The following is a 19,155-nucleotide window of genomic DNA, read 5'->3' as shown; positions in this document are numbered from 1 at the left end:
CGGCAGAAAAAGGGCGCAATTAAACCACAGTGATCGTTATCTGCGCCCCTTTCGTCAGCACTGCATTTTCAAGCCCTGTTTAAAAAGCCGGTTTGGCCAGGTTGAGCAGGAGCGGGCCCTGAAGAAACTCTCCGGGAGCGGTGCTATCGATCGCATGGGTGATCGCGGCAAGGTTGAAGTGAAACGTGGCCTCGCTGGTTTGGTACTGATCGATCAAAGAGACAGCCAGGGAATAGGACTCGGCATTCAATAACGCCGGATGTTCTTGCACGATTTTTGGCCAGTTCGCAATGCTCGACTCAAAGTCCTCGAAGTCTTTTAACGTGGCAAAGCCGTAATGAGGGTTGGCCAGATTCTTGGGATGGGCCTTGCGAGGGTTTCTTGCGAAATCCAGCAGCCCGACCGCGTTGTACTCTGCCGGAGTGGCGCCCTTGAACACTTCACCGTAGTAGAAATCAAGCGTGTCGGGTGCACCGTGAGATATTTCATGCACAAGAACATCGCCGATCCTGGCATCGTCGTACTTGGCCGCTGCATAGTATTCATCAAGATTATCCGGGTACATGGCCAGGAAAGTCCTGGTGTTGACGTCCAGTCTGGTATTGGAGCTTACTGCCGCTTGCCAGCGTTTATAAGCTTGAGGCTGTAACGCAGCAAGGGTATCGCTACCCGGCGGTCGAAAGATCATGTTATCCAGACTGAGGAAGTCAAGATCCCTGCGCATCTTTCGCAAGTTGCTGGTGATGTGCTCAACTGCCGCATTCGAGTTGTCACCGAATACATGCCGGATGATTGCTCTGACTTCCTCGTTGCCGGCATCGGAGATTAACTGAATAGTGTTGTCGATTTTGCTCTTGGCGTGAGGAATCGCTTTTTTCAGATAGCCACGCGTGTAACTGAACGGCTTCGCTCGCTTGAGAGGGTTACGAAAGAAGTTGACCAGCTTAAGGTTTTTCAACTTTGGTCCCCACGGCTCACCCAAGCGGTTCACGGCGTACCATTCATCAGTGTGGCGGATGCCCCATACCTGGAATATGTCGCTCGAGTTTTGCGCATATTGCCGGGTGCCCAAGCGGATAGTGTCTGTATCGACCACCGAGGAAAGTGCATGGTAAGGCGGCTTTGCAGTCCATTTCCGAGCGTCGTGAATGGCGCCTTCGAGTGCGGCCACCCCGCTTTGCCAGCCTTTACGTAATAATTTCGCTCCTTTGAACACCACATCCGTAGCGCCATCCAGCGGGTTGAAGATACTGTTCACCAGTCCAGCACCCGTAGACGCAATTTTGCCGGCCTTCGTGGCGATGCTCATGCTTTTGGCAACCACACTGGCAATTTTTGCAACAGCGGCGACTACCAGAAGGATTGTCATTGCGGCTTCCAGTGTGCACGCTGCGGCTCCCTGAATCTGTCGTTCTACATCGTCGGAGGTCAGATCCTCGATACAGGATTTGAACGGCACGATAACGTTGAGGAATGTATCCAGATCCTTGTCCCGTTTGATCCGCAATGCCTCAAGCCGGGTCTGTCCCCAACACTCTTTGACGAGTTCATCGTAAGTGGCCACAGGTCTGTGCTTGAGCACGAAATTCACCAGGCGATCGAATTCCGTAGAGTAGAAGCTCTGATAGTAGCCATTGATCTGCGCCGGTGGCGCGGCGGACAGCTCACCGACTCTGTCGATGACTCCCGAACTGACAGCGACGAGGCCGGGCGTAACACCATGGGTATAACATTCGATGTCTGTTGGTAATTGATGCACTGTGGCCGGCGCTGAGTAATTTATCCCGGTGCGGCGAACTTTTGGCTCCAACAGGTTCTCACGCTGGATAAGTGCTGCCAGTTCAGTGTTTTCACGGCAGACGCCTTGCAACGTCAGTAATTCGTAACACGAAATCTGGCCTTCGAACTCGCAGTAAATCACAACCCCGTAACGGCCCTTTGCTTCATCTATTTCCTGATGGCTTTCAGTGGGTTTATGCCCATCTGTCTTCACGATCAAGTCAATGACCGACGCAATGGGATTAACGGACAGATTCGTGATGGTCTGGAGTTTTGCGACCGAGGGTCTGACCGTGAACATTGTTACTTTGCCTCTGAGCAAACGGATCCGGTCGGGCAGTGGCAAGAATGAGAATGCCTGTTTCAAATGCGTATGCATGGCTTGCGTGTGTGTGACATACGCTCGGTTGAACTGACGGTGAAACTCACCATCGGGAGAAACCAGATTGCGCAACAGGCCGGGAAACGCTTCATAAATACTTTCGCCTTTTTTCAGGTCCCAGTCGCCAGTCGCAAGATCATTGGACATGTGCAGTTCAACCGGTGACAGGCGCATCGTGCTGTACGCGTCCTCCAGCGGTGTGTTGCGTACTTGCTTGAGGACGTCTTTTTCAAGATAAGTGCAACCCTTGGCAACATGCTTGAGGATGTCCAGTGCAACGCCTCTGCGCGTTGGCAGCGGACGCGTCAATGTTTCAGCGTTTTCGGCCAGGGTTTTGGCATGCTGCACATAGGCGTTCGTGGCGACTTTCAGAGCCTCGGGGACAGACTTCTCGACATCTTCAGGCGAGAGGATCTTATTCAGTACGGCCCAGTCGATGACAGGATCCACCGCTGCCAGAGTGTCGAGTTGCTTGCGTGATTCGGTTGCCGGTTCCAGTGTTGAACGGTGTTGCAGCTGTGCGTAAGTCATTGAGCGGGTCGAGCCTGGCGCGATGATCTCATGCACTGCCACGGCTCGGCAGTATTCGACGCATTGCGGTGTGCCCAGTACCAGTTCTTCAGGCAGATCCTTGACCAGAAACTCGGGTGCGGGTTCGGCCAGTAACAGATGAGCTGCAAGCGCGGCGTTTTTACGGCTGACTCGATGATGCGTGATGAGGTGATTTTCGAACCTGGTCTGGACCTCTGCGAAGGAGAGTTCCAGATGCTCGGCGGCATATAAATCGAAGTCGGCCACATGGTTGCGCGGCTCTTGTTCACCGACTTGCGGGTGGAGATCGACCAATAGCGACGTCAGTATTAATTGTCTGCGGGACGCGGCCGATTGGGGTTGATCTGGTCGCGCGCCGTACCAGTCCAGATCGCGCACGTAGGCGTCCGCCCAATGAGCAGCGATCGGACTGGAGATTAATAGGTCTATCACGTTTTCTGCTTCGGAGCGTGTAAAGGGCGTTGACCGCCCGCCCAGAATACGTTCCGACAAATGTTCCAGTAAGGACTGGCCTTTCAAGTAGCTGGCAATCAGTTTTCGAAGCTCACCGAGTTGAGTCGCTGAAAGCGTGGCCGCATTGCCTTCGCTTGCCTTGATCATCTCCCGATAGTTACCGAACTTCGCGCCCGGATCGGGCGGGGCAGCCATGAATGCCATCAGGCGGAAAGTTTCGGCGGCATCGCGCGGAATTACATAACCATGGAATTTCAGCCATTGCGCTACATCAATCTGATCGATGCTGGAAATCTTGCCGCCGGTCAGCTCTGCCATTTCAATAAGTGTTTGCAGGTCTTCTTTCAGATCCGCAGCAAGTACGAAAGCGTTTGCGAATCCAGTAACGTTGTTAGAAGTTATTGCATTTATTTCGCCTTCAGCTGTTACTTCAAAAATGACACGCTCGGATAGTTGCAACGTTGTCAGCAGTTTTTGGAAGGACGCATGTTCGGACATCTTTTTCAGCAGCTGCCTACCCGGAAGCAGGGCGTCTTCCAGAGACGATCCAGGCTCGAGAGTAAGGGTTGCACCGACGAGGGATAGTGTTTGCGATGGGGTGAGACCCGCCGAGCGCTTTTTCAGTTTGTAAATAACTTCTTCGCGCTCGCGGTTGTCGCTGGGCGTGTGATCGCTCTGAAAGTCGGCGTAATCAGGAATCCTGGATAAGTTGCGTTGGCTCAGGAAATTTGCAGGTTTGATGTTCATGAAGTTCGCTTGTTGTTGGTCTGTAAGTGCGGCTTATCCTCTTTTTTAAATGGATACTAATCAACGTGCTTTATGTGAGTGAGTTTTTCAGTTGTACGAACGTTATTGTTCTTGAATTGGTGTCCCGAGGGGAAGTGTCATCATCAGATGAAGGTTGGTTAAGATTTTTGATCAATGATGGATTTTACTTTGTCGCGCAATTTGTCTATGGAGAACGGTTTGCCAATTACATACATGTCGCTGGGCACTTCGATAGTTTCGGCATAACCGCTGGCAAACAGGATGGGCAGAGCAGGGCGTAGTTCTCGCGCCTTTTCAGCAAGTTCGCGGCCATCCATGCCAGGCAGGCCGTGGTCGGTCATCATCAAATCGATCGGCTGCCCAGCATCCGCAATAATCTCAAGTGCCGCTTTACCGTCATCAGCCTCTAACACCGTGAATTCCAGCTCCTGCAATACATCGACGATGAGCATGCGCACGATGTCGTCATCTTCTACGACAAGGATGGTGGAGGCATTGGTAGACATGGCAGGGCTCTCAAATGAAATCGGGGGATACCGGGCGATCGAAAATGCCGGACTCTTGCATGAGTAAGTGGCGCATAGCCACAAGTTCCCGAGCTGATACAAAAAGAACAGCTCGGTGCGATGTGGCAAGGATAACCGTTGGCGTCGCCCAATGCGCAGACGTGCGTAGGAAAATGCCATCATTTGTGTGAGAAAAATGGATCCAGACCAGGGTTTTGGGGCAAACTCTCGGGTTTTCAACAGTTCGCCAAGGCCGCCCCATGTCCTCTTCGTCTTCGGTTGATGAACAACGGTTTCGCAAATTACTGAGTCGCAACGTCAGCCTGCCGCTGGGCGTCGGCGTGCTCAGCGCCGTGTTCTTCGTCTCGCTGATCACTTATTTGCTGTCGGTCATCCAGTGGGTCGAGCACACCGACCGGGTGATCAATAACGCCAATGAGGCGGTGAAGCTCACCGTCGATCTCGAAACAGGCATGCGCGGTTATCTGCTCAGCGGTGACGAGCACTTCCTCGACCCCTATGAAATCGCCAAGCCGCGTATCGAGGTCGCTCTCAATACGTTGCTGGAGCTGACCGCCGATAATCCGGTACAGACCGATCGTCTGCGCCGCCTGCAAGCGTTGCAGGTGGAATGGGCCAACTACGCGCAATCGATGATCGATCTGCAGCGCAGCAGCGGTGACTATCGCGGGGCGGTCAAGGCCGGACGGGGCAAGCGCCTGACCGACGAAATTCGCAAGCAGTTCGAAGACGTCATCGAGACCGAGCAGGTGCTGCGTGCCACGCGCAACGAAGACGTGCGACGCACCACCATCTGGAGCATCACCCTTTATCTGATCTTCATCGTCGGTATCAGCGGGTTGCTGGCCTACATCGGGCGCCGTGATCTGCTCAACCTGTCGACCAACTACAGCGCCAACCTCGCCGCACAGCTGGCCAGCGCCGAACGCCTGGAGAAGCAGGCGTGGCTGCGCAACGGCCAGACACAACTGGCCGAACAGGTGCTGGGGCAACTGACGCTCAATCTGCTGGGACGCAACATTCTGCAATTCTGCGCGCAATACCTCGGCACCGCCGTCGCCGCCCTCTATGTGCGCGAAGAGCACGGTGGGCTCAAGCGCGTCGCAACCTATGGCTTCTCCCGCGAACAGGAAGAGCGAAACCAGACGATCTACAGTGGCGAAGGCATCGTCGGCCAGGTCGCCGAACAAGCACGCTGGATCCGCCTCGATTCGGTTCCGGGCGACTATTTCAAAGTCAGCTCCGGTCTCGGTGCAGGCCTGCCGCACAGCGTGCTGGTGGTGCCGACCAGCGATGACGACCGGGTCAACGGTGTGATCGAGCTGGGTTTCCTGCGTCCGCTGTCCGAGCGCGACATCGAACTGCTGGAGCTGATTGCCGGCAATATCGGCACCTCGATCGAGGCGGCGCGTTACCGTCAGCGTCTGCAGGAAGTGCTCGCCGAAACCCAGCAGCTCAACGAAGAACTGCAAGTGCAGCAGGAAGAGCTGAAGACCGCTAACGAAGAGCTGGAAGAACAGTCGCGGATTCTCAAGGAATCCCAGGCGCATCTGGAAACCCAGCAAGTGGAGCTGGAGCAGACCAACGAGCAGCTCGCCGAACAGCGCGATGCCATGGACAAGAAAAACACCGAGCTGAATCAGGCGCAGATCCAACTCGAAGAGCGCGCCGAAGAACTGCAACGTTCGAGCAAGTACAAGTCCGAATTCCTCGCCAACATGTCCCACGAACTGCGCACGCCGCTGAACAGTTCGCTGATTCTGGCCAAACTGCTGGCGGAAAACCCGCAGCAGAATCTGTCGGCGGAACAGGTCAAGTTCGCCGAATCGATCTATTCGGCCGGCAACGATCTGCTCAACCTGATCAACGACATCCTCGACATTTCCAAAGTCGAGGCCGGCAAGCTTGAAGTGATCGCTGAAAACACCCGTGTCGATCGTCTGGTCGACGGCTTGCGCTCGATGTTCGAACCGTTGGCGGCGGACAAGAAACTGGCCTTCAGCGTCGAGGTTCAGCCGGACGCACCGGGCTTGCTGTTCACTGACCGTCAACGTCTGGAGCAGGTGATCAAGAACCTGCTGTCCAATGCGATCAAGTTCACCGAGCACGGCGCCGTCAGCCTGACCATCACCGCGCAGCCGAACGATCACATCGCTTTCAGCGTCAGGGATTCCGGGATCGGTATCGCTGCGGATCAGCAGGAAAGTATCTTCGAGGCGTTCCGTCAGGCGGATGGCACCACCAATCGCAAATACGGCGGCACCGGTCTGGGCCTGTCGATCTCGCGGGATCTGGCGACGTTGCTGGGCGGTTCGATCAGTGTAGAAAGCGTACCGGGGCAGGGCAGTACGTTCACGCTGGTGTTGCCGCGTCAGTATCACGAGTTCGGTGACTCGCCGGCCGCGCCGCTGACCTTTCACCCGGCACCTTCAGCGCCTGCTCCGGTCGCCGTTGCAACGCCGCTGGCATCGGCGATTCCGGCGGTCATTCCGCGCTTCGCCGATGATCGCGACAAGGCACCGTTTGCCACCCGCTGCATTCTGGTGGTGGAAGACGAACCGAATTTCGCACGAATCCTCTATGACCTGGCCCATGAGTTGGGTTACATGTGCCTGGTTGCCCACGGCGCCGACGAAGGTTACGACCTGGCCCGCGAATTCGTCCCGGATGCGATCCTGCTCGACATGCGCCTGCCGGATCACTCCGGTCTGACCGTGCTGCAACGCCTGAAAGAACGCGCCGAAACCCGGCACATTCCGGTGCACGTGATTTCCGTAGAAGACCGCGTCGAAGCGGCGATGCACATGGGCGCCATCGGCTACGCAGTGAAGCCGACCACCCGCGAAGAGCTCAAGGACGTCTTCGCTCGTCTCGAAGCCAAACTGACGCAGAAGGTCAAGCGCGTGCTGTTGGTCGAAGACGACGATCTGCAACGCGAAAGCATCGCGCGGCTGATCGGCGACGAAGACATCGAAATCACCGCCGTCGGCCTGGCTCAGGACGCCCTGGAGCTACTGCGCACGACCATCTACGACTGCATGGTCATCGATCTCAAGCTGCCGGACATGCTCGGCAACGATCTGCTCAAGCGCATGTCCACCGAGGACATCTGCTCATTCCCGCCGGTCATTGTCTACACCGGACGCAACCTGACCCGCGACGAAGAAGCCGAGCTGCGCAAGTATTCGCGCTCGATCATCATCAAGGGCGCACGCTCCCCGGAGCGGTTGCTCGACGAGGTCACACTCTTTCTGCACAAAGTGGAATCGCAGCTGTCCCATGAACGGCAGAAGATGCTCAAGACCGCGCGCAGCCGCGACAAAGTCTTTGAAGGTCGCAAAGTGCTGCTGGTGGACGACGATGTGCGCAACATCTTTGCCCTGACCAGCGCGCTGGAACACAAAGGCGCAGTCGTGGTGATCGGCCGTAACGGCCGCGAAGCGATTGAGAAACTTCATGAAGTCGAGGACATCGACCTGGTGCTGATGGACGTGATGATGCCGGAAATGGATGGCTTCGAAGCCACCATGGAAATCCGCAAGGATCCGCGCTGGCGCAAGCTGCCGATCATCGCGGTAACGGCCAAGGCCATGAAGGACGATCAGGAGCGCTGCCTGCAAGCGGGCGCCAACGATTACCTGGCCAAGCCCATCGACCTTGATCGTCTGTTCTCGCTGATACGTGTGTGGTTACCGAAAATGGAACGCATCTAGTGGAACGCAGCAGTTCAGCCGAGCGCAACAGCGAAATCGAATTACGCTTGTTGATCGAGGCGATTTACCTGAAATACAGCTATGACTTTCGCGACTACTCCGGCGCTTCGATCAAGCGCCGGGTGCAGCATGCGCTGAGTCAGTTCGAGTGCGCGACCATCTCGGCCCTGCAAGAAAAAGTCCTGCACGACCCGACCGCGTTCATGCAGCTGCTGCAACTGCTGACGATCCCGGTCAGCGAGATGTTCCGCGATCCGTCGCACTTCCTGGCGATCCGCAACGAAGTGGTGCCGCTGCTGCGCACCTATCCGTCGCTGAAAATCTGGATTGCCGGCTGCAGCACGGGCGAGGAGGTCTACTCGATGGCTATTCTGCTGCGCGAAGAAGGCCTGCTTGACCGCACGATCATCTACGCCACCGATATCAACCCGCGCTCGCTGGAAAAGGCCAAGCAGGGGATTTTTTCCATGGAAAACGTCCGCGCCTACACCGCCAACTATCAACAGGCAGGGGGCCAGCGTTCGTTTGCCGACTACTACACGGCCGCTTACGGCTACGCGATTTTCGACAAGAGCCTGTGCGAGAACGTGACGTTCGCCGATCACAGTCTGGCCACCGACAGCGTGTTCTCCGAAACCCAGTTGATCTCCTGCCGCAACGTACTGATCTACTTCAACAAGAAGCTGCAGGACCGGGCGTTCGGGCTGTTCCATGAATCGCTGTCGCATCGTGGCTTTCTGGTGCTGGGCAGCAAGGAAACCCTGGATTTTTCCAACTACTCGAACCAGTTCGAGGCGTTGGTCAAACAAGAACGGATCTACCGCAAATCATGACCGACACCCCGAGCCTGCCTCGCATCGAGGCTGTCGTGATCGGCGCCTCCGCAGGCGGTGTCGAGGCGTTGCTGACCCTGCTCGGGCCGTTGCGCAAAGGCTATGTGCTGCCGATCATCATCGTTCTGCATCTGCCGGAAGAACGCCGCAGTCATCTGGCGGAAGTTTTCTCCCGCCGTGTGGCGATGCCGGTCAAGGAAGCTGAAGACAAGCAGGACATTGAAGCCGGCACGGTGTATTTCGCCACGCCCGGTTATCACTTGTCGGTCGAAGCGGATCGTAGCCTGTCGCTGAGCCTTGAAGATCGCGTACATCATTCGCGGCCGTCTATTGATTATCTGTTTGAATCCGCCGCTGACGTTTACGGGGAGACACTCGCCGCCGTACTGCTGACCGGCGCCAATCAGGATGGCGCGCGCGGGTTGGCTTACGTCAAGCGCTGCGGCGGCCTGACCATTGTTCAAGACCCCGAGGATGCACAAGTCGCTACCATGCCCCAGGCCGCACTGAACGTTGTGCAGCCGGATCATGTCCTACCCATTCACGGCATCGGCCGTCTGCTAGTCGAGCTGGAACGAATCGCATGCTGAGTAATATCCAAGCCAAACTGTTGATCGTCGACGATCTGCCAGAAAACCTGCTGGCGCTGGAAGCGCTGATCAAGCGCGAGGATCGCACGGTCTACAAGGCTCTGTCGGCGGACGAAGCACTGTCGCTGTTGCTGCAACACGAATTCGCCATGGCCATTCTCGACGTGCAGATGCCCGGCATGAACGGCTTCGAGCTCGCTGAGCTGATGCGCGGCACCGAGAAAACCAAGAACATCCCGATCATCTTCGTCAGCGCCGCCGGCCGTGAACTGAACTATGCGTTCAAAGGCTATGAAAGCGGTGCGGTGGACTTTCTGCACAAACCGCTGGATATCCATGCGGTGAAAAGCAAGGTCAACGTTTTCGTCGATCTGTATCGCCAGAGCAAGGCCATGAAGCAGCAGGTCGAGGCGCTGGAGCAGGCCCGACGCGAGCAGGAAGCGTTGCTGCAACAGTTGCAAAACACGCAGCTTGAGCTGCAGCAGGCGGTGCGCATGCGCGATGACTTCATGTCCATCGTCGCTCACGAAGTGCGCACGCCTCTCAATGGCCTGATTCTCGAAACCCAACTGCGCAAGATGCATTTGGCCCGGGACAATGCCTCGGCGTTCACTCTCGACAAGATGCAGGCGATGGTCGATCGCGATGAGCGCCAGATCAAAAGCTTGATTCGCCTGATCGAGGACATGCTCGATGTCTCGCGAATCCGCACCGGCAAACTGTCGATCCGCCCCAGTCGTTTCGATCTGGTGCAACTGGTCAGCAATCTGCTGCAGAACTTTGCCCCGCAAATGGAAGCGGCAGAGACCAGTGTTTCCTTCGAAGCGTCCGAGCCGGTCGAAGGTTGCTGGGACGAATTCCGCATCGAGCAAGTGGTGTCCAATCTGCTGACCAACGCCTTGCGTTATGGTGGTCGCAGCCCGATTCAAGTGCGCGTTTATCGCGAAGGGGGCGAGGCGCGGGTCGAAGTCCAGGACCACGGCATTGGTATCAGTGCCGAGAACCAAAAGCGTATTTTTCAGCAGTTCGAACGGGTGTCCGCCAAGACGGTGGTGGCCGGGCTCGGGCTGGGTCTGTTCATTTCCGAGCAGATCGTCGCCGCCCATGGCGGCTCCATCGTCGTCGAGAGTGAAATCAACGAAGGCGCCCTGTTTCGCGTTTGTCTGCCGATCCAGGAAAACGGCATATCCGACGCAACCTCTGAGTGACCACACGGTCGTATCAGCAGCTATTGACCGAACAAAGGCTTCCCATGAGCGTAGATGCGCAAGATGTAGTACTCGTCGTCGAAGACGAACCGGTTATCTTGATGGTCCTGACGGATTACCTGTCAGGACAGGGCTATCGCGTGTTGCAAGCGGAAAATGGCGAGCAGGCTTTCGAGATCCTCGCCAGCAAACCTCACCTGGACATGCTGATCACCGATTTCCGCCTGCCGGGCGGTATCTCCGGCGTGCAGATCGCCGAGCCGGCAGTGAAGTTGCGACCGGACCTCAAAGTGATTTTTATCAGCGGCTACCCGCAGGAAATCCGTGAGACCGGCAGCCCGATCACCAACAAGGCACCGATTCTGGAAAAGCCTTTCGATCTGGATGTGCTGCAGGAAAAGATTCAGGAATTGCTGGCCTGATTAAAACAACGGGCGCCGTCTTGACGGCGTCCGTGGTTTTAGCTGTTGATCATCTCGCGCACCTTGGCGGTGAGCAGATCAAAAGTGAAGGGCTTGGTGATCATTTGCATCCCCGAGTCGAGGAAGCCTCCGCGCACCGCCGCGTGCTCGGCATAGCCGGTGATGAACAACACTTTCAGACCTGGTCGGTATTGCCGACCGACCTCCGCCAATTGCCGACCGTTCATGCCGGGCAGACCGACGTCGCTGATCAGCAGATCGATGCGCTGCGTTGAGTTGAGGATCGGCATGGCGCCGTCCGCATCACTGGCTTCCACGAAGGCATAACCCAACTCACTGAGCACGGCGCTGACCAGCACGCGCACTGCCGGGTCGTCTTCGACGATGAGCACGGTTTCGCCATCCATCGCGTACGGAGCCTGCTGCGAATCCGAGACGGGAATTTCCATTTCTTCACCACGGAAACGCGGCAGGTAAAGTTTTACCGTGGTCCCTTGGTCGACCTCACTGTCGATCGAGACATGCCCGCGAGATTGCTTGCTGAAGCCATAGATCATCGACAGGCCCAGCCCGGTGCCCTGGCCGATCGGCTTGGTGGTGAAAAACGGATCGAAGGCACGGCTGACCACACTCTGCGGCATGCCGCTGCCGTTGTCGGTGACGCTGAGCATCACGTAATCGCCCGGCTCCAGATTGCTGTAAGCGGCCGTGAAGTCGCTATGCAGCACCTGATTACTGGTTTCCACCACCAGTTTGCCGCCCTCGGGCATGGCATCGCGGGCGTTGATCACCAGGTTGAGCAGGGCACTTTCCAGTTGATTGGGATCCGCTTCGGCAACCCAGAGGTCGTCATCCAGGCGCATCTCCAGATGAATGCTTTCATTGAGGCTGCGTTGCAGCAGTTCGCCCATCGACAGCACCAGCGTGTTCATTTGCACGGCTTTCGGGTCGAGGGACTGGCGGCGAGAGAACGCCAGCAAGCGGTGAGTCAGGCCGGCGGCGCGGTTGGCGGAAGTCACGCCGAGGTCGATCAGGCTGTCGAGATCCTCGGTCCGTCCTCTGGCCAGACGCCGGCGCAGCAGTTCCAGGCTACCGATGATGCCGGTAAGCATGTTGTTAAAGTCGTGAGCGATGCCACCGGTGAGTTGGCCGACCGCTTCCATTTTCTGCGATTGGCGCAGCGCTTCTTCGTTGTGACGAAGTTGGGCGGTGCGCTCTTCGACTTGCTGCTCAAGGGTTTCCAGGGTCGATTGCAGGCGTCGCTCGCTTTCACTCAGGTCGATCAGCCGATCGCGCGCTTCATATTGTCGTCGCCGCCCGCGCAGGGCGGCAGAAACCAGGCTGACCAGCGTCGCCGGATGGAAAGGACGCTCAAGAAAAGTCACGTTGCCCAGCAGTGCACTGAGGCGTGACGGCGGCCCCTGTTCTTCGCCGCCGTGGTGGGTCAGCAGCACAATGGGCATGTCCGACCACGCCGGCTGTTGGTCGAGGTAGGCAATAAGCGCTTCCAGTTCCGGACCGCGCAATGCTTCAACAGCAATCAGCAGCAGCCCTGCACCGACCTCTAGCTCGGTGCACAGAGCGCCGAGACTCGGCGCCACCATACCGCCGTAGCCGGCTTCGTTGAGAATCATCAACGCGATCTGACTGTCGCGCCCCATGGGCGCCAGAATCAAGACCCGTTCGGCCAGCGTAGGGTTGACCGTCACAAGCTTTCATCCTCGAGCAGCGGATTACCCGTGCCCATGTAGGTCGGCACGCCCCGCAGCACGCCCTGGAAGGATTCGAGCGGTTGGCCGATGGTCATGCCGCGCGAAGAAATCCGGTATTCACGGATGGTCGATTCATGGTTGCCGGTGCGTTTCTTGATGATCGAAATGGCCCGCCGGACTTTGCCGAGAGCCTCGAAGTAACGCAACAGAATCACCGTGTCGGCCAAGTAAGTGATATCGACCGGCGCCTGCATATCGCCGACCAGACCGTGCTGAGCCACTGTCATGAAGGTCGCCGCGCCTTTGCGGTTGAGGTACAGCAGCAGCTCATGCATGTGCAGGACCAACGCGTTCTCTTCCGGCATCGCTGCCTGGTAGCCGTTGATGCTGTCGATAACCACGGTCTTGATGTCGCGCTCGTCGACGCAACGGCGCACGCGATGGGACAACTCCCCGGGCGACAGTTCGGCGGCGTCGACCTGTTCGATCAGCAGATTGCCCGTCGCCTGCAAGGCTTTGAGGTCGATGCCGATGTGGCGCATGCGCTCGAACAGCAAGCCCAGCTCTTCATCGAAGATGAACAGTGCGGCTTTTTCGCCTCGAGCCACCGCAGCGGCCGCGAAGATCATCGAAATCAGCGATTTGCCGGTACCGGCCGGGCCAAGAATCAGCGTGCTGGAACCGGTCTCGATACCGCCGCCTAGCAGCGCGTCCATTTGCGGGATGCCGCTGGACAACTGCAGTCGTGCGTAGTCGCCGCGATGCTCCGCCGCCACCAGGCGTGGGAAGACGTGGACGCCGTCACCCATGATGGTGAAATCGTGGAAACCGCCACGGTATTTCTGCCCGCGATACTTGACCACGCGCACCCGACGACGCTCGGCACCGTAGCTCGGTGTCAGTTCCTCAAGTCGAATCACGCCGTGGGCGACACTGTGTACGGTTTTGTCGAGGGATTCGGTGGTCAGGTCGTCGAGCAGCAGGACCGTGGCGTCATAACGCACAAAGTAGTGCTTGATCGCCAGAATCTGCCGACGATAGCGCAAGGAGCTCTGCGCCAGCAGGCGGATTTCCGAGAGGCTGTCCAGCACGACGCGGGTCGGCTTGAAGCGTTCGACCACTTCAAAAATCTGCTTGGTCGCCTCACCCAGCTCAAGGTCCGAAGAGTACAGCAGGCTTTGCTGATGCTCGGCGTTCAGCAGGCTTTCTGGCGGCGTCAGTTCGAAGATCTTGATGTTCTCGTTCAGCTCCCAGCCATGGGAGAGTGCACCTTGACGCAGTTCTTTCTCGGTCTCCGAGAGAGTGATGTACAGGCAGCGTTCCCCGGCCAGCGCACCGGCGCGCAGGAAGTGCAGAGCCACGGTGGTTTTGCCGGTCCCGGGTTCCCCCTCGAGCAAAAACACATGGCCGCGAGACAGGCCACCGGCGAGGATGTCATCCAGACCCGCGATGCCGACGGCAGCTTTCGCACTGATCAACTCGTTTGATGTAGTCAAAAAACGCCCTCTTATGACTAGGGTAATCCGGCGGCTGGTTTAGGTGAGCCGCCTGAATAACTTGACCTCAGGGCATGATCACGGTTCCGCTTTTTCTTTCGACAGGCGGTTGATTGCACCCGCTTTACCTTGTTTAAAGACCTTGTTGCAGGGCTGGGTCGTCCGGATTCAGCTGTTCCAGTTGCGCCAGCAGAATCTGTACATTCTGCAACTGGCCGCTTTCCTTCCAATAGTTGATCAGCAGCACCCGCGCCTTGCGATCCGCTGGGTGGCGCTGGACGATTTCCTGCAATTGTTTCTGCGCCGCTTCCAGTTCTTCAGCGCTGTGCAGGGTAGTGGCGAGGTCGTAGCGATAATCCTTGTTGTCCGGTTCCAGCTCGACCGCTTTGGACAGGCCGAGCAGGGCATATTCACGCTGGCCGTGGTGCAGCAGCCACAGGCCGAGGGCATGTTGCAGATAGGCTGAATCAGGTTGCGCCTTGAGCTGTTGCGCGAGCAACTGGCGGGCAGCATCGCTCTGGCCCTGGCGGTCGAGAACATCAATCTGCATGACCAGCGCCGGCAGGTTGCCGGGTTCCAGGCGCAACGTATTGTCCAGCGCCTCTCGGGCCTGTTTGTATTCGGCGTTGTGAATATACAAGCGTGCCAATTGCGCATGGTTGGCAGCGCTTTCTGGCTGGCTCTCGAGGGTCTGCTGCCAGCCGTCAATGGCCTGCTGTAGCGGTGCAAAATACAAACCCAACTCATCCGGGCTCAGGCCGAGCAGGGCGTTGATCGCGGCAAAACGGACAGTTTGTTCTTCATCGTCGAGCAACGGTCCGAGCAGCAGACTGCGCTGCCCGTTGGGCACCAGACCGACGATGCTTTTGATCGCTGCGACGCGAACTTGCGGCGCTTCGTGGTGCAAGTCGATGTCAGCCAGTTTCAGCGCCTGCGGGCTGGGATAATTAGCCAGCTCGGCATGCAGCCAGACCCGGCGCTTGACCGAGATGTCAGGGCGGCCCAATTGCTGGTACAACTGGCGCGCTGCTCCGGGTTCACCGGTGCGTGCAGCGTTCAGCGCTTCGCTGTAGCCATGTTTGATAGCGTCGGGGATGGTCGGTGTGCTGCTGCGCCAGGACAGCCAGACGACGCCGAGGATCAGTACGAGGCCTAGGCCGATCAGCAGGTTGCGGCGGGACTGAGTCATGCGGGTTTCCGAAAGCTTCGAACTTGAGCAGAGCGGCAAGCTTCGGTCAGCTTGGCGCATGAGTCAAACCCTTGCCAGCGAATCGTCCTACGACACGTGTCGACTGTGAAATCCGTCAGGCTTTTGTGGCAATGTCTACGCTTGCAGAAGTCGTTTTAAAGAGTGTGCCCATGTCAGCGCTGTTCACCTATTTCAAGGCTTTGATCCATCCCGGTCAGGCTGTTTTGCTGTTTGCCCTGCGGACCATTGCCGCCGGGCTGTTGACCCTGTATCTGGCGTTCATCTTCGATCTTGAACAGCCGAAGTGGTCGATCATGGCGGTGGTCATTGTCAGCCAGCCATTGGCAGGGATGGCGCTGGCACGCAGTTTCGGCCAGGTGATCGGCACCACCGTGGGCGCGGCCGTGGCAGTGGTCATCATGGCGATTTTTCCTCAGGCGCCACTGCCGTTCATCACCACGCTGGCGTTGTGGCTGGCGCTGTGCACAGCGGGCGGCACGTTGTTGCGGTACACCAGTTCCCAGGCGTTCGTGCTCAGCGGTTACACCGCTGTGGTCGTGGCCTTGCTGGCGATTCCCGATCAGGACGGCACGTTTCTGCTCGCGGTTACCCGTGTCACCGAAACGTTGCTCGCGGTGGCCTGCGTCTGCGTGGTCAGTTTGCTCACGGCGCGCCCGGAAGCCGTGGCCAAAGGTTATTTCGCCAAGGTCGATCAGGTGATCAGACTGGCCGCCAGCCACGCCGCCGAGGTGCTTCGCACGGAAGAAAGCGAAGCCGATTTCCAGCGGCGACAGATGCAACTGCTCGGTGAGATCAGCGCCCTGGAAGGATTGCGGCGCCATTTGTATTTCGATGCCCCACGTCTGCGCAGTGCCGACAACCTGGTATTGCTGCTCGGCAATCAACTGATGCTGCTCACTTCGCGACTGACCGCGCTGCGTCATCAACGTGAGTTGCTCATCGAGCGCTGGGAGGGCGATCTGCCGCTGGAGGTCCAGCAACTGCGTGCCGAAGAACTGGCATTGCTTGAGCAGTTGGCGCAACAGGGCCGCGCGCTGTCTGGTGCCGATCGGCAACGTTTCGTCACTTTGCAGCAACAGTTCGAAGCGTTGGCGTACAAGGCTGAGCAGCAGACCGAGAACATGAGCGCGACCCTGCGTTCACTGGCCTGGGCGCTACGTTGGGAGCAGGCGCGGCTGCTGCAGCAACTGGAGCAGATTCTCGAACTGAGTGACGCCATTCAGGAAGGCCGCCCGGCCAGTTGTCTTTATTGCGGGCAGAGCAGTCCTTTGCATCTGGATTTCACCTTGGCCTCGATGAATGCCATTCGCGCCTTTACCGCGCTGTTGGTCAGCGGCTTGATCTGGATCGAAACGGCGTGGGATGGCGCGCGTGGCGGGATGATTCTTGTGGGGATTCTCTGCTCGCTGATGGCGACCTTCCCGCGCCCGCTGATGGCCGCGCAAAGCTATGCCCGTGGCTTGGGCCTGGCGCTGGTGGTGTCGGCGTTCTATCAATTCATGCTGGTGCCGGCGATCAGTGATTTCGAGCTGCTCGCCTTGCTGTTGGCGCCGCTGCTGTATGCCATTGCCGTGGGTATTTCCAGTCCGGCCACCGCGGGGATCGGCATGGGCCTTGGCCTGTCCAGCTTTCTCATGCTTGGACCGCAAAATACCGGCACCGGGCAGAACACGGCGATCCAATGGTTCGAATTCGCCGGCGCTTATGTCAGTGCAGCGATGCTGGCCCTGATCGTCTATGCACTGATCTTTCCGTTCCGCCCGGACTTGCGCATTCGCCGCTTGTACGGCGAAGCGCGGGAGCAGGTGTATCAACTGAGCAAAATGCCGGCGACCGATGAACAACAATTCGCCTTCGAGAGTCGGATGACCGATCGCCTGACCAGCCTGCTCGGCCTACTGCCCGCGGCGAACGATCGCACCATGCAGCGCTTGTACGAAATCAGTCTGGCATGCGTGGCCTTGGGCGTGGCGATGCATCAGTTGCGGCAGCAAGCTTTGCACAATGGGTTGCTCACCGAAGCGTTCAGCCAGCGCCTGGCATCGGCGTTACGCAAAACCGGTCGCCTGGTTGCCGGACGCGGCGATGTGCAGCTCGCTGCGCTGCTGGACACGCTGCACGAACTCGGTGAAGAGCTGGACGAGTTGCACGCCGCCAGTCATGAACATTTATGGTCAGTGTTCCGTATGCGCGTGGCGCTGCTGATCGTCGTGTCGTTCCTAGAACGCCACGGCGAGTATTTGCAACCTCAAGCTCTGCAAGGAGAACCGCAACTTGCTCATTGATTTCGAGATTGGCGGGGTCTATCTGCCGCCCATTGCGCAGGCGCTGTTACTGGCCATCCCGATTTTCATGCTGCTGGACTGGTGTCTGCGGCGCCTCGGCGTACTGCGCTTGGTCTGGCATGAAGCTCTGTTCGAAGGCGCGCTGTATGCCTGTGTCTGCGCCACGCTGATTCTGTTGATGGGAGCCTGATGTCTTGAAAGCACTAGTTGCACGAATGATGACCGTGGCAGTGGTGATCCTGGCGATCGTCCTCGGCTGGTTCGCCTGGGAGTATTACACCCGGGCGCCATGGACTCGGGATGCCCGGGTGAGAGCGGATGTGGTGACGCTGTCGGCGGATGTCTCGGGGCGTATCGTCAAACTGGCGGTGCAGGACAACCAGCATGTCGACAAGGGTCAGTTATTGCTGGAAATCGATCCGGCGCGCTATCAACTGGCGGTCGAACATGCCCGGCGTTCGGTGGAAGTGTCCAAGGCTTCGCTGGGGCAATCGCAGGCCGCGATTGTTGCCAGTGAAGCGTTGCTCAAACAGCGTCAGAGCGAGGAGCGCCGCCGACGTACCTTGAAGCAGGGCTTTGCGATTTCCGGTGAGGAATGGGAGAAATCCAGCACCGACGTGGCGGTGGCGCAGGCGGATCTGTTGCGCAATCAGGCCAACCTTGGGCTGGCCGAAGCCAATGTGCAGTTGGCGATTGCCGCGCTGACTCAAGCCGAACTGGACTTGCAGCGTACCCGCGTCGAATCGCCGGTCAGCGGTTATGTCACCAACCTGCTGACCCGCCAGGGTGATTACGCGCAGGCGGGCGGTGCCCTGCTGGCGCTGGTCGACAGCGATTCGTTCTACGTCAGCGGTTATTTCGAAGAAACCAAGCTGCCGCGCATTGAGGAGGGTGACCGGGTGCGCATTCAGTTGATGAGCGGTGAGCGTTTCGGCGGCACGGTCGAAAGCATCGCCTTCGCCATTGCCGACCGCGAGAACGCGCCGGGGAGTCGACTGCTGGCGAACATCAACCCGAGTTACACCTGGGTGAAACTGGCGCAACGGGTGCCGGTGCGCATTGGCATTGATGGTGACTATGCCGGCAAGAATCGCCTGCGCGCCGGGACAACCGCCACCGTGACGGTACTGGAACCCTGATCCCCTATAGGAGCTGTCGAGTGCAACGAGGCTGCGATCTTTTGATCTTGGAACGCAGAGCGTCCCCGGCTGCATTCCGATCAAGT

The 19,155-nt window shown here is 58.1% G+C and carries 13 protein-coding genes; 8 read left to right on the top strand and 5 right to left on the bottom strand.

Features of this window, described 5'->3' with window-relative positions:
* Window positions 1-79: 79 nt before the first annotated feature.
* Entirely contained in the window at window positions 80-3,913 is a 3,834-nt protein-coding gene (locus ACZZZ4_RS23505; RefSeq protein ID WP_463548918.1) for a M35 family metalloendopeptidase, read from the bottom strand.
* Between the two features lie 158 nt (window positions 3,914-4,071).
* Window positions 4,072-4,440, bottom strand: coding sequence for a response regulator (locus tag ACZZZ4_RS23500; RefSeq protein WP_415764008.1), 369 nt, complete (start codon window positions 4,438-4,440; stop codon window positions 4,072-4,074).
* A gap of 260 nt (window positions 4,441-4,700) precedes the next feature.
* Between ACZZZ4_RS23500 and ACZZZ4_RS23495 the strand changes: the two genes are divergently transcribed.
* Genes ACZZZ4_RS23495 through ACZZZ4_RS23475 form a run of 5 tightly spaced genes read left to right on the top strand, consistent with a single transcriptional unit; the run spans window position 4,701 to window position 11,227 of the window.
* On the top strand, window positions 4,701-8,174 hold the full coding sequence (locus ACZZZ4_RS23495) for a response regulator (protein WP_463548917.1): 3,474 nt from the start codon (window positions 4,701-4,703) through the stop codon (window positions 8,172-8,174).
* Window positions 8,174-9,007 (top strand): CheR family methyltransferase, encoded by an 834-nt coding sequence (locus ACZZZ4_RS23490; protein WP_016774863.1) that lies wholly within the window; start codon window positions 8,174-8,176, stop codon window positions 9,005-9,007. Before ACZZZ4_RS23495 ends, ACZZZ4_RS23490 begins: the two co-directional genes overlap by 1 nt.
* Window positions 9,004-9,597, top strand: coding sequence for a chemotaxis protein CheB (locus ACZZZ4_RS23485; protein WP_129999400.1), 594 nt, complete (start codon window positions 9,004-9,006; stop codon window positions 9,595-9,597). The genes ACZZZ4_RS23490 and ACZZZ4_RS23485 overlap by 4 nt, the downstream gene beginning before the upstream one ends.
* Window positions 9,591-10,805 (top strand): hybrid sensor histidine kinase/response regulator, encoded by a 1,215-nt coding sequence (locus ACZZZ4_RS23480; protein ID WP_463548916.1) that lies wholly within the window; start codon window positions 9,591-9,593, stop codon window positions 10,803-10,805. The genes ACZZZ4_RS23485 and ACZZZ4_RS23480 overlap by 7 nt, the downstream gene beginning before the upstream one ends.
* A gap of 44 nt (window positions 10,806-10,849) precedes the next feature.
* A complete protein-coding gene (locus tag ACZZZ4_RS23475) occupies window positions 10,850-11,227 on the top strand; it encodes a response regulator (RefSeq protein ID WP_039761562.1) in 378 nt (125 codons plus the stop codon).
* Window positions 11,228-11,265: 38 nt separating this feature from the next.
* Here ACZZZ4_RS23475 and ACZZZ4_RS23470 read toward each other — a convergent pair whose 3' ends face one another.
* From ACZZZ4_RS23470 to ACZZZ4_RS23460, 3 genes are all read right to left on the bottom strand, one after another.
* Window positions 11,266-12,936, bottom strand: a complete 1,671-nt coding sequence (locus tag ACZZZ4_RS23470; RefSeq protein WP_463548915.1) for an ATP-binding protein — start codon at window positions 12,934-12,936, stop codon at window positions 11,266-11,268.
* On the bottom strand, window positions 12,933-14,435 hold the full coding sequence (locus ACZZZ4_RS23465) for an ATPase domain-containing protein (RefSeq protein WP_129999397.1): 1,503 nt from the start codon (window positions 14,433-14,435) through the stop codon (window positions 12,933-12,935). The genes ACZZZ4_RS23470 and ACZZZ4_RS23465 overlap by 4 nt, the downstream gene beginning before the upstream one ends.
* 133 nt (window positions 14,436-14,568) lie before the next feature.
* Complete coding sequence (locus ACZZZ4_RS23460) at window positions 14,569-15,624, bottom strand: tetratricopeptide repeat protein (protein ID WP_039761559.1); 1,056 nt, start codon at window positions 15,622-15,624, stop codon at window positions 14,569-14,571.
* A gap of 170 nt (window positions 15,625-15,794) precedes the next feature.
* Between ACZZZ4_RS23460 and ACZZZ4_RS23455 the strand changes: the two genes are divergently transcribed.
* Genes ACZZZ4_RS23455 through ACZZZ4_RS23445 form a run of 3 tightly spaced genes read left to right on the top strand, consistent with a single transcriptional unit; the run spans window position 15,795 to window position 19,069 of the window.
* A complete protein-coding gene (locus ACZZZ4_RS23455) occupies window positions 15,795-17,930 on the top strand; it encodes an FUSC family protein (RefSeq protein ID WP_463548914.1) in 2,136 nt (711 codons plus the stop codon).
* On the top strand, window positions 17,920-18,120 hold the full coding sequence (locus ACZZZ4_RS23450) for a DUF1656 domain-containing protein (protein WP_039761556.1): 201 nt from the start codon (window positions 17,920-17,922) through the stop codon (window positions 18,118-18,120). Before ACZZZ4_RS23455 ends, ACZZZ4_RS23450 begins: the two co-directional genes overlap by 11 nt.
* 25 nt (window positions 18,121-18,145) lie before the next feature.
* Window positions 18,146-19,069 (top strand): biotin/lipoyl-binding protein, encoded by a 924-nt coding sequence (locus ACZZZ4_RS23445; RefSeq protein ID WP_463549311.1) that lies wholly within the window; start codon window positions 18,146-18,148, stop codon window positions 19,067-19,069.
* Window positions 19,070-19,155 lie beyond the last annotated feature (86 nt).

The organism is Pseudomonas sp. AC252 (assembly GCF_979258105.1).
The sequence above is the reverse complement of the archived record's forward strand: the minus strand, read 5'-3'. Positions and strand labels throughout refer to the sequence as shown.

Bases quoted from the DNA above. Each gene is read 5' to 3' on its own strand.
- ACZZZ4_RS23505 (WP_463548918.1), bottom strand. From the start codon at position 3,913: ATGAACATCAAACCTGCAAATTTCCTGAGCCAACGCAACTTATCCAGG.
- ACZZZ4_RS23500 (WP_415764008.1), bottom strand. From the start codon at position 4,440: ATGTCTACCAATGCCTCCACCATCCTTGTCGTAGAAGATGACGACATC.
- ACZZZ4_RS23495 (WP_463548917.1), top strand. From the start codon at position 4,701: ATGTCCTCTTCGTCTTCGGTTGATGAACAACGGTTTCGCAAATTACTG.
- ACZZZ4_RS23485 (WP_129999400.1), top strand. From the start codon at position 9,004: ATGACCGACACCCCGAGCCTGCCTCGCATCGAGGCTGTCGTGATCGGC.
- ACZZZ4_RS23480 (WP_463548916.1), top strand. From the start codon at position 9,591: ATGCTGAGTAATATCCAAGCCAAACTGTTGATCGTCGACGATCTGCCA.
- ACZZZ4_RS23475 (WP_039761562.1), top strand. From the start codon at position 10,850: ATGAGCGTAGATGCGCAAGATGTAGTACTCGTCGTCGAAGACGAACCG.
- ACZZZ4_RS23460 (WP_039761559.1), bottom strand. From the start codon at position 15,624: ATGACTCAGTCCCGCCGCAACCTGCTGATCGGCCTAGGCCTCGTACTG.
- ACZZZ4_RS23455 (WP_463548914.1), top strand. From the start codon at position 15,795: ATGTCAGCGCTGTTCACCTATTTCAAGGCTTTGATCCATCCCGGTCAG.
- ACZZZ4_RS23445 (WP_463549311.1), top strand. From the start codon at position 18,146: ATGATGACCGTGGCAGTGGTGATCCTGGCGATCGTCCTCGGCTGGTTC.